Source organism: Hanamia caeni, from assembly GCF_003721595.1.
Taxonomy (GTDB): Bacteria; Bacteroidota; Bacteroidia; order Chitinophagales; family Chitinophagaceae; genus Ginsengibacter; species Ginsengibacter caeni.
Window position 1 is genome coordinate 323,746 of sequence record NZ_RJJR01000005.1, and the last position, 15,443, is coordinate 339,188.

Annotated in this window: 12 protein-coding genes; all 12 read left to right on the plus strand. The window is 31.5% G+C overall.

The features are described 5' to 3' along the window. The first annotated feature begins 101 nt into the window (after positions 1-101). Complete coding sequence (locus EFY79_RS08815; protein WP_123120326.1) at positions 102-1,286, plus strand: glycosyltransferase family 4 protein; 1,185 nt, start codon at positions 102-104, stop codon at positions 1,284-1,286. Next, complete coding sequence (locus EFY79_RS08820) at positions 1,234-2,358, plus strand: glycosyltransferase (RefSeq protein WP_158605184.1); 1,125 nt, start codon at positions 1,234-1,236, stop codon at positions 2,356-2,358. Before EFY79_RS08815 ends, EFY79_RS08820 begins: the two co-directional genes overlap by 53 nt. Before the next feature lie 134 nt (positions 2,359-2,492). After that, positions 2,493-4,406, plus strand: coding sequence for an asparagine synthase (glutamine-hydrolyzing) (gene asnB, locus EFY79_RS08825; RefSeq protein WP_123120328.1), 1,914 nt, complete (start codon positions 2,493-2,495; stop codon positions 4,404-4,406). A gap of 6 nt (positions 4,407-4,412) precedes the next feature. Next, positions 4,413-6,566: a bi-domain-containing oxidoreductase gene (locus EFY79_RS08830; RefSeq protein WP_123120329.1), complete on the plus strand. Its 2,154-nt coding sequence runs from the start codon at positions 4,413-4,415 to the stop codon at positions 6,564-6,566. Then, positions 6,559-7,728 (plus strand): delta-aminolevulinic acid dehydratase, encoded by a 1,170-nt coding sequence (locus tag EFY79_RS08835; RefSeq protein WP_123120330.1) that lies wholly within the window; start codon positions 6,559-6,561, stop codon positions 7,726-7,728. Before EFY79_RS08830 ends, EFY79_RS08835 begins: the two co-directional genes overlap by 8 nt. Continuing rightward, positions 7,721-8,479, plus strand: a complete 759-nt coding sequence (locus EFY79_RS08840; protein ID WP_123120331.1) for a WecB/TagA/CpsF family glycosyltransferase — start codon at positions 7,721-7,723, stop codon at positions 8,477-8,479. The genes EFY79_RS08835 and EFY79_RS08840 overlap by 8 nt, the downstream gene beginning before the upstream one ends. 133 nt (positions 8,480-8,612) lie before the next feature. Next, entirely contained in the window at positions 8,613-9,968 is a 1,356-nt protein-coding gene (locus EFY79_RS08845) for an undecaprenyl-phosphate glucose phosphotransferase (RefSeq protein ID WP_233577957.1), read from the plus strand. A 67-nt stretch (positions 9,969-10,035) separates the two neighbouring features. Further along, positions 10,036-10,278, plus strand: a complete 243-nt coding sequence (locus EFY79_RS08850) for an acyl carrier protein (RefSeq protein ID WP_123120333.1) — start codon at positions 10,036-10,038, stop codon at positions 10,276-10,278. 385 nt (positions 10,279-10,663) lie between these two features. Beyond that, positions 10,664-11,797, plus strand: coding sequence for an MBOAT family O-acyltransferase (locus EFY79_RS08855; RefSeq protein ID WP_158605185.1), 1,134 nt, complete (start codon positions 10,664-10,666; stop codon positions 11,795-11,797). Between the two features lie 21 nt (positions 11,798-11,818). Continuing rightward, on the plus strand, positions 11,819-12,820 hold the full coding sequence (locus tag EFY79_RS08860; protein WP_123120335.1) for an SGNH/GDSL hydrolase family protein: 1,002 nt from the start codon (positions 11,819-11,821) through the stop codon (positions 12,818-12,820). A gap of 42 nt (positions 12,821-12,862) precedes the next feature. Beyond that, positions 12,863-13,852 carry an NAD(+) synthase gene (gene nadE / locus EFY79_RS08865; RefSeq protein ID WP_123120336.1) on the plus strand — a complete coding sequence of 330 codons (990 nt, stop codon included), beginning with the start codon at positions 12,863-12,865 and terminating at the stop codon, positions 13,850-13,852. Positions 13,853-14,007: 155 nt separating this feature from the next. Further along, on the plus strand, positions 14,008-15,435 hold the full coding sequence (locus EFY79_RS08870; RefSeq protein WP_123120337.1) for an MBOAT family O-acyltransferase: 1,428 nt from the start codon (positions 14,008-14,010) through the stop codon (positions 15,433-15,435). The last annotated feature ends 8 nt before the right edge of the window (positions 15,436-15,443 follow it).

Genomic DNA, 15,443 nt, shown 5'->3' on the forward strand with positions numbered 1-15,443 from the left:
TTACCTACAATTCTATACGTAATATATTTTCACAATATCATAATATAGAAATTAAAATTTCAACTTCTGTTTTTAATGCAATCATAAAATAAAACACTTTAGTGAATTTAGCCATATTAGGTATTTGCGATTTTGAGGAGTGGAATAATGCGGATTCTTTAAATCTGGGAGGCTCTTCAGGAGTGATTAAAAGTATTCTTCCATATTTGGAAGCAAATAAAATCTATTTGTTAGGAATTACTTCTAAAAAAAAGAATTTGAATAAGGAGATTAAAATCAATAAAAACATTATAATTTATCCTATAGTTTATATTCCGAAGAAATCTAAAATACCCGAAAGGATTCTTACCTTTTGGTACAGTAGAAAAATTAATAAGGTACTTGAGAAGTTTAATATCCATTCAATTTATTCTCACGCTGAAGAAATGTTATATTGGGTTAATCCTGGATACAACATTTTGTATCACATGCATGGAGCAAACAACGCATTATCTAAGGCAAAAAAAAGAATATTCAGAAATAAACTGTTCCTATATCTATGGTCTAAAGTTAGAAAAAGAAATATCAAGAACGCAAATAGGATTATTGTAATAGATTATTTAAGCATGGAAATAGTAAAAAAATATAAAAAATTAGAAAATGCCATATTAATTCCAAATTTTGTTGATACATCTATTTTTTACCAGGACAACAGCAGGTCTGAATTATTAAAAGATATTACTCAAAAGGTAGTTCTTTTCGTAGGAAGAATAGAGGAAGTAAAAGGGTTAAAATTATTCGTAGATATATTAAATATCTTGGATAAAAAAGAAAAAGACGTTTGGAAAGGAGTAATAGTGGGAAGAGGTACTTATAAAAAGACTATTGAAACTTATATTGAAAATGAATCAAATGAGAAGCTTTTTTTCTTTGCAGGCGCTGTATTTGATCAGCATGAATTAAGGAAAATTTATAACCAATCCACAGTATTAATTATTTCTTCGTTTTTTGAAGGAATACCTATGGTAATACTTGAAGCGCTTGCTTGTAACACATCTGTTGTTTCAACAAATGTAGGGGGTATTAAACGTTTAATTGCTGATGAAGAAAAATGTTTTGTGATTGATGAAAGAGTGCCATCCTTATTTGCTGAAAAGATTTTGCAGATACAGATTAACCAAAAAAAAATAACAAGTGAATTTAAATTTTCTGTAAAAAATTCTTCAGCAACTATAAATGAATTGCTTAAAAACAATGAAAAAGATATTATGCATAGTACAACTGCCTCCCCCAATTCATGGAGCTAGTTTAATGAACAGTTATTTGATAAAAAGTGACTTAATTAATAATAATTTTAATGTTCAGAGTGTTAATTTACAATTCGCTTCATCGAGTAAAGATTTAGAAAAATTTTCTCTACAAAAGATTTTTAAAGCGTTTCATTATGCAGTTGCAATTTTTAAAAAATGTACAACCTTTAAACCTGATCTAGTATATTTTACTCTTTCTCCGTCTGGGTTTGCGTTCTATAGAGATGTTATTTATGTTTTGATTTTAAAAATTTGCAATTGCAATATTTTATACCATTTACATGGTAAAGGAATTAAAAAGGCAGCCGAAAACAATTTTTTAAAAAAGAAACTTTATAAATTTGTTTTTAGAAATACAAATGTCATTTGTCTTGCTCACAATTTAACAGATGATATTCAATCAGTTTGTTCTTCTATACCATTTATTGTACCCTGTGGTATTCCTGTTCATTTAAAATCAAATGAAACTATTTATAAAACAAATGATGTTGTACAAATCCTTTATCTTTCAAATTACATGGAAAACAAAGGAATATTAAAGTTAATTGATGCGTTAAAAATTGTAAAGCAACAAGGTTTTAATTTCAATGCAAGATTAGTGGGAGCACCGACAGATTTATCAATAGAAGCTGTTCAAAATTATATAAAAAAAAAAGAGCTAGAAAAATACGTTTTTGCCATTGGTCCCAGATATGGAGAAGAAAAATATGATGAATTTCTTTTATCTGATATTTTTGCATTTCCGACTTTTTATCCTAAGGAAGCATTTCCATTAGTAAATTTGGAGGCAATGCAATTCTCATTGCCGGTGATTTCTTCAAATGAAGGTGGAATATCGGAAGCTCTCATAAATAATGAAACCGGTTTTTTAATTGACACAAAGAACGTTAATCAGTTAGCTGAAAAATTAAAGGACTTAATACAAAATAAGGATTTAAGAGAAGAAATGGGAAGAAGAGGAAAAAATCGATTTTGTAACCACTATACTTTAAAACATTTCGAACAAAATTTAAAAATGGTTTTTGATAATATATTAAATAGAGACTCGAAGAATTGCAATTGTGAATAATTGTTAATTGTTTTGTTCTCTGAATAAAAATTCTTCAACTAAAAATGTACTTCTAACCAATAAAGCATTGTTACTTAATTGTATTAAGAATAAAGCAAAATTTAGTTCAAATAAATAAAATAATAAGACTCAGAATGTGTGGAATTGCCGGGTTTACGGGATTTACAAACAATAATGCATTAGCAAAAAATGCCAATATGATTCAAAAACATCGGGGACCTGATCATTTTGAGATTTGGAGTGACGAAAATATTTCATTAGCTCATCGCAGGCTTTCAATTATTGATTTGTCTGAATGCGGAAATCAGCCTTTAATAAAAAACAATCTTATTATTGTCTTTAACGGAGAAATTTATAACTACAAAGAACTTAAGCAGAAGCTTGAAAAAGAAAAGAAGGTTACCTTTCTAAGTTCTTCAGATACAGAAGTCGTTCTTGAAATGTTTCAATCTTATGGTACAAAGTGCCTTGATTATTTTATTGGTATGTTTGCCTTTGCTATTTATGATAAAACCAGTAAAGCAACTTTTATTGCAAGAGACCATTTTGGAATCAAACCGCTTTTTTATACTAAGATAAACAATGGTTTTGCCTTCAGTTCAGAATTAAAGACCTTGATAAAAACTCCGGGCTTTGATAAAACCATTAATTCTAAATCCCTAGTGAGTTGTTTAAATTATCTGTGGGTTTCCGGAAATGAAACTATGTTTCAAAATTGCTATAAACTTCCTCCGGCTCATTATCTTCTATATACCACAGAAGGAGGTGTGCAAATAAATAAATATTGGGAACTCAATGATAAGGTTCAGGAAAAAAAAGATGAAAAAAAAATTGTTCATGAGCTGCAAAACACAATTGAATCTTCTGTTATTAGGCATATGGTAGCCGATGTTCCCGTTAGTAGTTTTCTCAGTGGTGGACTTGATTCTTCACTGATTTCCGTTATTGCAAAAAAGAAAAACAAAAATCTCTCTACTTACACAATTGGCACTTTGCAAAAAGACAAAAAGATAGAACAAATGCCAGATGACGAAAAATATGCTGACTTGGTTGCCAAAAAATTTAATCTTGATCATCATGTAATTCAAATTAGTCCGGATATATTAAAGGAATTTCCCAACATGGTAGGCATATTAGATGAGCCGATTGGAGACCCTGCTGCGATTAATACTTATTTAATTTGTAAAAGTGCGAGAGAAAAAGGTGTAAAAGTTCTTTTATCAGGAATGGGAGCCGATGAAATATTCTTTGGGTATAGAAGACAAAAAGCCACTTTAATTGCGGCAAGATATAATAAATTACCTGTTTTTATTAAAAATCAAATTTCAACAATTGTTCAAAAATTACCTGTAAAAATAGGAAACAGAGGATTCAAAATCGGAAGATGGGCTAAAAGGTTTATCAGCTTTGCTAATTTACCCATTGAAGAAGCTTATATGAGAAGCTATTCTTATTATTCTCCGGAAGAGTTAAAAGATTTATTAAATAAGGAACATTCACACGCTATTGATGAGTTGAGAGAAGAACATAAAGAATTATTTTATTCAAAATATAAGGAAGATGTTATTAATCAAATCTGTAATGTGGATATTCACATGTTTATGCTTGGTTTAAATTTAACTTACTCAGATCGGGCGTCTATGGCTGCTTCTGTTGAAGTTAGAGTTCCTTTTATAGATAAAGAAGTTATCACAAAAGCGATGCAAATACCCGGCAGTCTTAAAATCAAACAAAATATTTCTAAGTATATTTTGAAAAAAGCAGCTGAAAAATTTTTACCAAATACAATAATATACAGGCCAAAAGCGTCATTTGGCGCACCGCTCCGTTCCTGGATTTCTACTGATTTAAAAGAGATGGTGGACGATTTACTTTCTGAAGAAAGTATTAATAAAAGAGGCTTTTTAAATTATTCATTTGTAAAAAACCTGATTCAAAAAGACAGAAATGGGGATGCTGACTATGCTTATCAGATTTACCAGCTTTTAACACTTGAATTATGGTGTCGGGAATATTTAGATTCAGAATCAAAATTAAAAATAAAGTAAGTTATAGTGAATCAACTCATACAGAATTTTAAGACAGGTAAATTATACGTAGATGAAGTTCCACTTCCATCCATTTCCGAAGGAATGGTATTAGTAGAAAACCACTATTCATTAATTAGTTCAGGAACAGAAAAAGGAACTGTAAAAGTGGCAAAGGCTAACCTATTGGGAAAGGCAAAACAACGTCCTGACCTGGTAGCTCAAGTTCTTCAAAATATTAAAAAAGAAGGTCTTTCCGCAACTATTAATAAGGTTAAAACTAAATTAGATTCTTTAAAGGCATTGGGATATAGCTCAGCGGGAACCGTATTGGCGTCTCTAGATACCAAGGGAAGTTTTCAACCAGGAGATAGGGTTGCTTGTGCGGGCCAGGATTATGCATCCCACGCTGAAATTGTAGCTATTCCTCAAAACCTATGCGTTAAGATTCCGGATAACGTTTCATTTGAGCAAGCAGCTTTTACAACACTTGGGGCCATAGCTCTTCAGGGAGTTAGACAAGCATCACCTTTAGTTGGGGAAAAAGTATGTGTCATTGGTCTTGGATTATTAGGCCAGCTGACGGGCCAACTGTTAAAAGCAAATGGATGTGATGTTTTTGGGATTGATTTATCCGAAAGCATGATAACACTTGCAAATCAAATAAGTGTTCATAAAGCATTGAATAGAAATGATCCTAATCTTTTAAGTGTTTGTGAAAATTTTACAAACGGACAAGGTTTTGACAGCATTATTATCACAGCAGCAGCGCCAACTAATGATCCTATTATCCTCTCTACCGAATTATGCCGAAAAAAAGGAAAAATTATAGTGGTTGGGGCCGTAAAAATGGATGTTCCAAGAGATCCCTATTTTTATAGAAAGGAATTGGAATTAAAAATTTCATGTTCCTATGGACCAGGAAGATATGACGTCCATTATGAAGAATTCGGAAATGATTACCCTTTCGCATATGTAAGGTGGACAGAGCAGAGAAATATGGAAGCATTTTTAGGAATGATTTCTAAGGGGCTTATAAATGTAAATCCTTTAATTTCTCATATTTTCGGAATCGAGCAAGCTGAGCAAGCTTATGATATTGTATTGGGGATAAACCTTCAGCCCCATATAGGAATTCTTTTGAGGTATGAGGATAATGCAAATAAAATAAATTCTTCAATACAAATCAAAAATGAACCAATTAAGAAATTAAACGTTGGATTCATTGGTGCAGGAAGTTTTGCTCAAAGCTATCTTATTCCTAATGTTAAATCATTCGGAGCATCATTAGATACCGTTGTTACATCCAAAGGCATTACTTCTAAAAATGTAGCAGACAAATTTGGATTTAATATTTGTTCTGCTAATGTAAAAGATGTGATTGGAAAAAACGATATTAATACTGTTTTTATAGCAACGCCTCATTCCTCCCATGCAGAGTTGGTTATTAAATCTTTGGGAGCAAATAAAAACGTTTTTGTTGAAAAGCCTCTTGCTGTTTCTGAAGAAGAATTAAGAAATATTATAGAGGAAAAGAAAAAACATAATTTTCCTGTAATGGTTGGTTTCAACCGGAGATTCGCTGCCGTTTCACAAGAAATAAAGAGACAATTAGGTGAAACAGGTGAGCCAAAAGTGATTAATATCAGAGTTAATGCCGGGTTTATTCCAAAAGATCACTGGACGCAGATCCCTGAAATCGGAGCCGGAAGAATTATTGGCGAAATGTGTCATTTTATTGACTTAATGCAATATTTCACTAATTCCATCCCCGTAAAAGTTTTTGCAGAACGCATCAGCAGCAGCAATGAGCAAATAAAACAAGAGGATAATATTGGCGTTCTAATTAAATTCAAAGACGGTTCAATTGGTAACCTTATTTATATTGCAAATGGTGATAAAGGTTTACCTAAAGAGCTTATTGAAGTTTTTAGTGCGGGGAAAACGGCCGTTATCAATGATTTTCACAATGGAACTTTTTATAGTAATAATAAATCTAAAACTTTGAAGCTGCCAGGCAAAGGTCACCAACAGGAGGTTCAAGCCTTCTTAGAATCATTAAATGATGGAAAGGATTCTCCAATCAATTTTCACTCAATATGCTTAACTACGCTTACTACCTTTAAAATTATTGATAGTTTAAAAACGGGATTGCCCCAGGTAATTGAAATTGATGCGTGAAACAGTTTTAAAATCGCTTTGCCAATTACAGAAGTATTGTGAAATGGTTGAATTCAAAGGTTGGGACCCTTATGATGGACTGAATAGCAGAATTTTTCAATCAATTCCCTTGATTTCCAAAAACCGTTTGGCAAAATTGTTCTGGATTCAATTTTTCAAGAGATCACCATTAAATTTTAGAAAGTTAGCTGGTGTAGAAAAGGGTTACAATCCAAAAGGGCTGGGTCTGTTTTTAGCCAGTTACTGTAATCTTTATTCGATAAGTCCTCAAAAAGAATATCTGGAAAAAATCAATTTATTGGCGGACCAGATTTTGGCATTGAAAAACGAAAAATATAGTGGCTCATGTTGGGGATATAATTTCGACTGGCAGGCTCGTGCTTTCTTTCAGCCTAAAGATACGCCTACCGTGGTTGCTACCGTGTTCATTTCAAATGCATTTTTAGATGCATATGAAATAACAGGAAATCAAGAATTTTTGCATATTGCAAGAAGCTCCTGTGATTTTATTTTATCTGATTTAAAAAGAACATATGATAGCAAAGGCAATTTTTGTTTCTCATATTCACCATTGGATAATAGTGTCGTATTTAATGCATCACTCCTGGGAAGTCGGTTGTTATCGAGAGTATATAATTATACAAAAGAGAGTTTGCTAATAGCAAACGCAAAAAAATCTGTGGAATTTTGCTGCAATTACCAACATAATAATGGTTCATGGACTTATGGAACCTTGCCATTTCATCAATGGGTTGACAATTTTCACACTGGTTATAATTTGGAATGCATTTCGGATTATATGGAATACTCTGTTGATTATGTATATGCGGAAAATTTGGACAAAGGATTTGAGTATTACATCAAGACATTCTTTACAGATGAGGGAATTCCAAAATATTATAACAATTCGATATACCCTATTGACATTCATTCGCCAGCACAATTTATTATTACTCTTGTAAAACTTGGTAAATTTTGTGAACAAAAAGAGCTTGCAAATAGCGTTCTTAGCTGGACAATTAAAAATATGCAATCAAACAAAGGTTATTTTTATTACCAGAAAAATAAATTTTTCTCATCGCGCATCCCCTATATTAGATGGGCTCAATCATGGATGTTTTATTCTCTCTCAACTTATTTAAAAGCGGATGCTCATGAATAGAATAACTATTGGCAATATCCCTGTAGATGTACTAACGATGAAACAAACAATTGATTTGGTGGATAATGCCATCAGGGATAAAAGGTCAATTCATCATGTTGTTATTAATGCAGTAAAGGTAGTAAACGCACGAAAAGATCGTAAACTTAAAGAATCTATTATTAATTGTGATATTATTAATGCGGATGGGCAGGGTATTATTTGGGCATCCAGGATATTAAATAAACCACTCCCCGAAAGAGTAGCAGGAATAGATTTAATGGAAAATTTAGTGGCTGTTGCAGGTAAAAAAAAATACAGGATTTTTTTTCTCGGAGCAAAAGAAGATATTCTTTTAAAAGTGGTAAAGATATATTCAGACAAATATGGAAAAGATATCATTGCTGGATATTCGAATGGTTATTTCAATGCCACGGAGGAAGAGAAGGTTGCTCTTAAAATCGCACAATCAAAAGCGGATATTTTATTTGTAGCTATGAGTTCTCCCAAAAAAGAAATTTTTTTAAATACGTATAAACATTTAATTCAAGCTCCTTTTATCATGGGAGTAGGTGGAAGTTTTGATGTAATAGCAGGAATAGTTAAACGTGCTCCAAAATGGATGCAGAAAAATGGCCTAGAATGGTTATATCGGACATTGCAGGAACCAAGAAGAATGTGGAAACGATATTTATTCGGGAATTCATCTTTTATCTATCTTGTAATTAAAGAAAAGCTCGGATTTCTAAAAAAAGATAATGGTTCTTTTTAATTACAAATGTTTAAAAGAAAACGCAAATAGTACCCGGTTGAAATTTTTTAATTGCAAACTGACATTTGGGTTTTAAAATCTAATAATAATAAAAAAATTGAACCGCCAATTTGAACGATATTTGAAAATAACTATGCTCGTCCTTGATTTCCTGGCATTAAACATAGTCTTTTTTATTTTCCAAATCATATTCACTAAAAGTATTCATTTCCAATCCACAGATTCGTATTTCAGGTATGTTTTGGCAGCCAATGCAGCTTGGATTTTCTTGGCCTTCTTTCTAAGAACATATTCAATAAATATACTATTTAATTTCGAAGATTTTACAAAAAGAACAATCCGGGTTTTTTTATTATGGATAATTGTTATTCTTTTTTACCTGTATTTCTCAAGAGAATATACTGTCTCAAGATTTTTTATTATCACATCAACCACAGCGTTCGGGTTTGGACTGTTATTAAATAAATTTATTTATTTGGGTATTTTTAAATATTTCAAAAGCAGTGAATTTTTAGTTAAGAAAATTCTAATTCTTGGGTATAATGATACCGCAAAAAAATTAGCGACTCATTTTGAATTGGACGCTTTAAATACCCAAATTATTGGATATGTTGAAGAGGAAGAAAATATACATGAATTATCACATTATCCCGTTTTTTCAAATATCGGTGACACACTACGCGTGGCCAAAGAGCAAAATGTTCAGGAAATTTTTTCTACAATTACTCCCGAACAGAATCATTTTATTTATGACTTAATGTACCAATCAGAAAAAGAATGTATAAGATTTAGAATTGTTCCTAATCTTTCTTTATTTATTACCAGGGAAGTACATATAGAATATTTTGGAGAGCTTCCAATCCTTTCTCTAAGAAAAGAACCATTGGATGATGTAGGAAACCGGATAAAAAAAAGAGCTCTCGATATAGCTATTAGTCTATTTGTTACCATTTTTATTCTTTCATGGCTCATGCCCCTCATCGGACTTTTGATTTTATTAGAATCCGGAAGACCTATTTTATTTAAACAGCTCCGGACAGGAAAAGATAAAAAAGCTTTTTATTGTTGGAAGTTTAGAAGTATGAAAGCAAATAAAGATGCCGATCTTAAACAAGCATCCCGTGACGACAATCGAATTACGACCCTAGGTAAATTTCTCCGCAAAACCAGTCTCGACGAATTTCCGCAATTTATAAACGTACTTCGGGGCGAAATGAGTTTAGTAGGACCAAGACCTCACATGCTTAAACATACTTCAGATTACTCAAAAGTAGTTAACGATTATATGGTGCGGCAGTTTATTAAGCCGGGAATTACGGGTTGGGCTCAAATCAATGGTTATAGGGGGGAAATTTCTAATCCTGAGCAAATAAAAATGAGAGTAAATAAAGATTTATGGTATTTGGAAAACTGGACTTTATGGTTAGATCTCAGAATTCTTTTTCTAACCATTTACTATATCTTTAAGGGAGACTCAAAAGCATATTGAAAATTTCTTCACTTTCGCAACTTATTTCATTATAGGACATTATTAATAATAAACCTTTTCTCTAGCTATGGATGAAAATATAATACTCAGCGAGGTAAATTCGATATTTATCGAAGTGTTTGAAGATAAGTCAATAATTCTAAATGGTAATACCACATCTGATGATGTGCCTGCCTGGGATTCACTTAATCACATTCAAATGATAAACGCAGTTGAAAAGCATTTCAAAATCAGGTTTGAACTTAATGATTTATTAAATTTCACGGATGTTGGAGGCTTATGCAGAGGGATTCTTAAGAAAATGAATTGATGCTATTCTTTTTCAACTAAAAGACGCCTAAAATATTTAATTCGGCGAGTTACCTTGCGTAACCTTATTGGAAAACCCAAATGAAATGTTATTCAGTTCAATAGTATATTTTATTTTCCTTGGATGTTCACTTTTATTATATTATGCAGTTGTTGCGAAGTGGCGCAATTATTTTCTAACAGTAATAAGTGCGCTCTTTTATATGTATGTGGACATTTCTTATATATTTATAATTTTCTTGATAATTTTTGTTAATTATTACATTAGTATTAAAATTGAAAACGCGTATAATAAAAGAAAACGAAAATTATTTCTTCATCTAAGTTTATTTGTAAATCTTGGAATTCTAGTTTTTTTCAAATACTGGAATTTTTTAATTTGGAATTTGTTTCAATTTTTCGACTTATTTCATTTTAAAAGAACCATTAATATTCCCTTAATAGAATTAATATTACCCCTAGGATTATCATACTATGTTTTTCAAACGATTGGTTATACATTGGATGTTTATCGAGGCAGCAGTAAGGCTGAAAAAAATTTTTCTCAATTTACTTTGTTTACACTTTTTTTTCCTAAATTACTTGTGGGGCCAATCGAACGGGCAAATCATCTAATTCCTCAGCTAAAAAGAAAGATTTATTACAATAATGAAAATATCATTGAAGGTTCTAAACGGATAGCGTGGGGATTATTTAAAAAATTAGTAGTTGCTGACAGAATTTCTATTTACCATGCATCAGTAATTGGATCCTCACAATTCCAAAGCGGAGGGACGATTTTATTAGCTTGTGTTTTATACACTTTCCAGGTATATGCAGATTTCTCGGGTTATACAGATATAGCTATAGGTTCTGCCCGGATGTTTGGCTTTGATTTAATGGAAAACTTTAAACGCCCTCTTTTGGCTAAAAGTGTGAGTGAATTTTGGAGGAGGTGGCATATATCACTTTCCTCATGGGTTAACGATTATATCTTTAATCCTTTGGTTTTTAAAAATAGAGATTGGGGGATTTGGGGCATATTTTATGGCTTAATAATTAGTTTTGTAGTAATTGGAATATGGCATGGAGCTGCCTGGAATTATGTGATATTTGGTTTATTACAGGCAATTGCTTTAATATATGAAGTTATTACAAGAAAAGCAAGAAAAAGAATTTCACATAAATTAAATACCATTTTATACAACACAATCAGCATCCTTGTTACCTTCTCTTTTGTTACTTTTTCGCTAATTATATTTCAATCCACTACTTTTAATGAAGCAATAAATATTGTAGAAAGAATTTTTATAAATAATGGCCCGCTATTCTATGATAAGCCATCTACCCTTTTGTTTATGTCAATAGGCTGTGCGATCTTGATTTTAGTTGATAGTGACAGAGAATTCTCAATTTTAAAATTTTCCTTATTTTCAAATAACAACTGGCTAATTCAACAAGTCTCATATGCCCTTTTATTAATTTATATTTTGCTGGCAGGCGTATTTGATGGAGGACAATTTATCTATTTTTCATTCTGAAAATTTTTAGATTGAAATATCATGAAAGTATTTAATAAATTCAAAGTAAAAGTAGGTTCGCCATCTTTTATAGTAAAGTCAATTATATTTTTACTTGTTTTGTTTACACTTGATTTATCAATTGGAAGTTTATTAAATTACTTATATTTTAAACAAGATTCGGGTTTACTTTACAGAACTACTTACTCTTTAGATAGCACAAAAGCAGACTTTTTAATATTTGGATCTTCAACTGCAAATCATCATTATGATCCATCTATCTTTGAAAAACGTATGCATATGTCGGTTTATAACACAGGCAGAGATGCAAATACTATATTTTATAATTATGCTGTTTTTCAAAGTATAATTAAAAGATATACGCCTAAAATAGCAATTTTAGACTTTAATGTTGGAGAATTTAAGGTTTTTCCCCAGAATTATGATCGTTTGTCATCTCTTTTACCTTATTACAAAACTAACCCTGAATTGGATCAAATCATCCAGTTAAAAAGTCCTTTCGAAAAATTGAAGCTGATCTCCAAAATATATCCATTTAATTCTTTACTTTTCACTATTCTAATAGGCAATACAGGGTTCAATAAAAGCAGAGATTATATTAGTGATGAAAAAGGATATATTCCTTTAGATCGTATTTTGAAAAGAAAGATTACAATAGATACTTCAGGAGGAAATTATAAAATCGACAGTACTAAAATTAGACTGTTAAAGTCCTTCGTTCGTGAATGTAAAAACTATGATATACAACTTTATATATGCATTTCTCCCTGCTTCAAAAAATATTACTATCCAGATCCTTCAGTTATCGTTATAAATAAAATCGCAAATGAATTAAACGTTCCTTTTTATAATTTTTCTGATGATACCTTATTTTGGGATCATCCCGAATATTTCGCGGATGAAGTACATCTTAATGAAACAGGAGCAAAAATTTTCTCAAATAAAGTAGTAGATAAAATTAAAGAAAATCAGAAACAGAAACCGATAAATAGTCAGCAAACTCTTTCTGTAGAGGTAAAATAAGAGTAATTTCAAATAACTTCCCAATAAATTAAGAAGAGAAAAATGGTGCAGGAGAAATCAACAAAGTTCTCGAAAAATATAATTTCCATCAATAATATCGAATTAAAAATATCTTCGATTACTCAAAAACTAAAAGAAGAAATTTTACAAAATCTAAAACGAAAAGGCGCTATAGTAGGAATAAGCGGAGGAATTGATTCTTCTGTTACTTTCGCCTTAGCAGTAAAAGCTTTAGGCGCTAAAAATGTAATTGGCGTGATGCTGCCTGAAAAAGATTCCAACAGCGAAAGTAAAGAACTTGCTTTGCTGCTCGCCAATCAATTGGGTGTACAAACAATTGAAGAAAATATAACAAACGCCTTGGAAGGATTTGGATGTTATCGCCGAAGAGATCAATCAGTGGCTGCCATATTTCCTGAATATAATTCTTCGGATTATACAATGAAGATTGGGATTAACCCGAAAGCGATAAGCCAACATTTACCTCCCATATTTTCTCTTACTATCGTTGACAAAAATGGACAATCTAAAAGCAGATTGCTTCCTGCAAAAGAATATCTTCAAATAGTTGCAGCTTCTAATTTTAAACAAAGATGCCGCATGTCTATGCTTTATTATCATGCCGAAAGAATGTATTATGCAGTAGTGGGAACACCCAATAAACATGAAGTAGAGCAAGGTTTTTTTGTAAAACATGGAGATGGAGGTGCCGACATTCTGCCGATCGCCCATTTATATAAAACGCAAGTGTATCAAATGGCTGAGTATCTAAATATTCCAAAAGAAATCATTCAACGGACGCCAACCTCTGATACATATTCTGCAGAACAAACACAGGAAGAATTTTTCTTTCAATTGCCTTTTAAGGAGATGGATTTGATATGGTATGGATTTGAAAACGGGTATGATCCTTCTGAAGTATGTAAAGAGCTGAACAGATCCGAAGACGAGATTAAGGCAATCTATAATAATTTTATACGCAAACAGAAGACCACCGAATATCTAAGAATGTCCCCGATTAAAAATTTCTAAGTCCACTTGAAAAAACTATCTGATTTTAATAAAAGTTAATTGCATCATTCGACGCATACTTAAATAATAATAAACATTCTCGTTTTTTACTGCTTCTCTTTCTTAGTTTTCTTTGAAAGAAAATCGCAACATTTAATTCAAAGAATTAAAATATAATGCTTTTTAATTCATTCCCTTTCTTAATTTTTTTTCCCCTAGTCACTCTCATCTACTATGTTTTGCCACATAAATATAGGTGGATTCATTTACTGATTTCGAGTTGTGTTTTCTATATGTTTTTTATACCGGTTTATATTTTTATATTAGTTATCACTATACTTATTGATTATTTTGCTGGAATACAAATTGAAAAAAGAAAAGATAAATCCAAAAAAAACTGGCTTATTTTAAGTATAATTTCTACTTGTCTTGTATTATTTATCTTTAAATACTTTAATTTTTTCAATACTAATTTTAAGGAGATGGCGACGTTGTTTCATCTCAATTACCCTGTCGCATTCATTAACATAATTTTACCGGTCGGCTTATCTTTCCATACATTTCAGAGTTTGAGTTATGTAATAGAAGTGTACCGGGGACATCAAAAAGCGGAAAAACATTTTGGAATATATTCTTTATATGTAATGTTCTATCCTCAGTTAGTTGCTGGTCCAATAGAACGTCCTCAAAATATGCTTCATCAGTTTTATGAAAAGCATGAATTTAGATATGAGAATATGACTGAAGGGCTAAAATTGATGCTTTGGGGCTTTTTTAAAAAGGTAGTAGTAGCCGATAGGTTGTCAATTTATGTTAATGCTGTTTATAATAATCCGGAGCATCATACAGGAACAAGTCTTGCATTGGCAACCGTCTTTTTTGCCTTCCAGATTTATTTGGATTTTTCTGGTTATTCGGACATTGCAATTGGATGTGCTCGAACTATGGGGTTCAAATTAATGACGAATTTTAGAACACCTTATTTTTCAAAATCCATAGCTGAATTTTGGAAACGATGGCATATTTCACTCTCCACCTGGTTTAGAGATTACCTTTATATATCCATGGGAGGCAATAGGGTTTCAAAGCCAAGATGGCTTTTCAATTTATTTGTAACTTTTGTAGTGAGTGGATTCTGGCATGGCGCTAATTGGACATACGTAATTTGGGGCGCTTTAAATGGTGGTTATCTTATAGCCCCTAACTTGTTCAATATTGAAAAAAAGAAATATGTTATTCAAAATAGCTTAACTAATATTTTTCATACTGCTACCAAGATAGGAATTACTTTTCTACTTACTTGTTTTGCGTGGATTTTTTTCAGGGCTAACTCGTTAACAGATTCTTTTGAAATCGTTCACCGGATTTTTTACAACCATGGAGGCTTATTTATTGGAGATGGGAGAACTATATCTTATGGTATCACTTTCCTTTTTATCGTATTGTGTGTTGAAGCTTGCGAGGAATACCATCTTTTTAAAGGTTTTTCTTTATTCCATAATCCAAACTATCTTGTTCGCCTTGTTTCTTATGTATCTTTAATCTTTATAATTATGTTATTTGGGGTGTTTGATGGTGGGCAATTTATTTATTTCCAGTTTTAAAATACCTG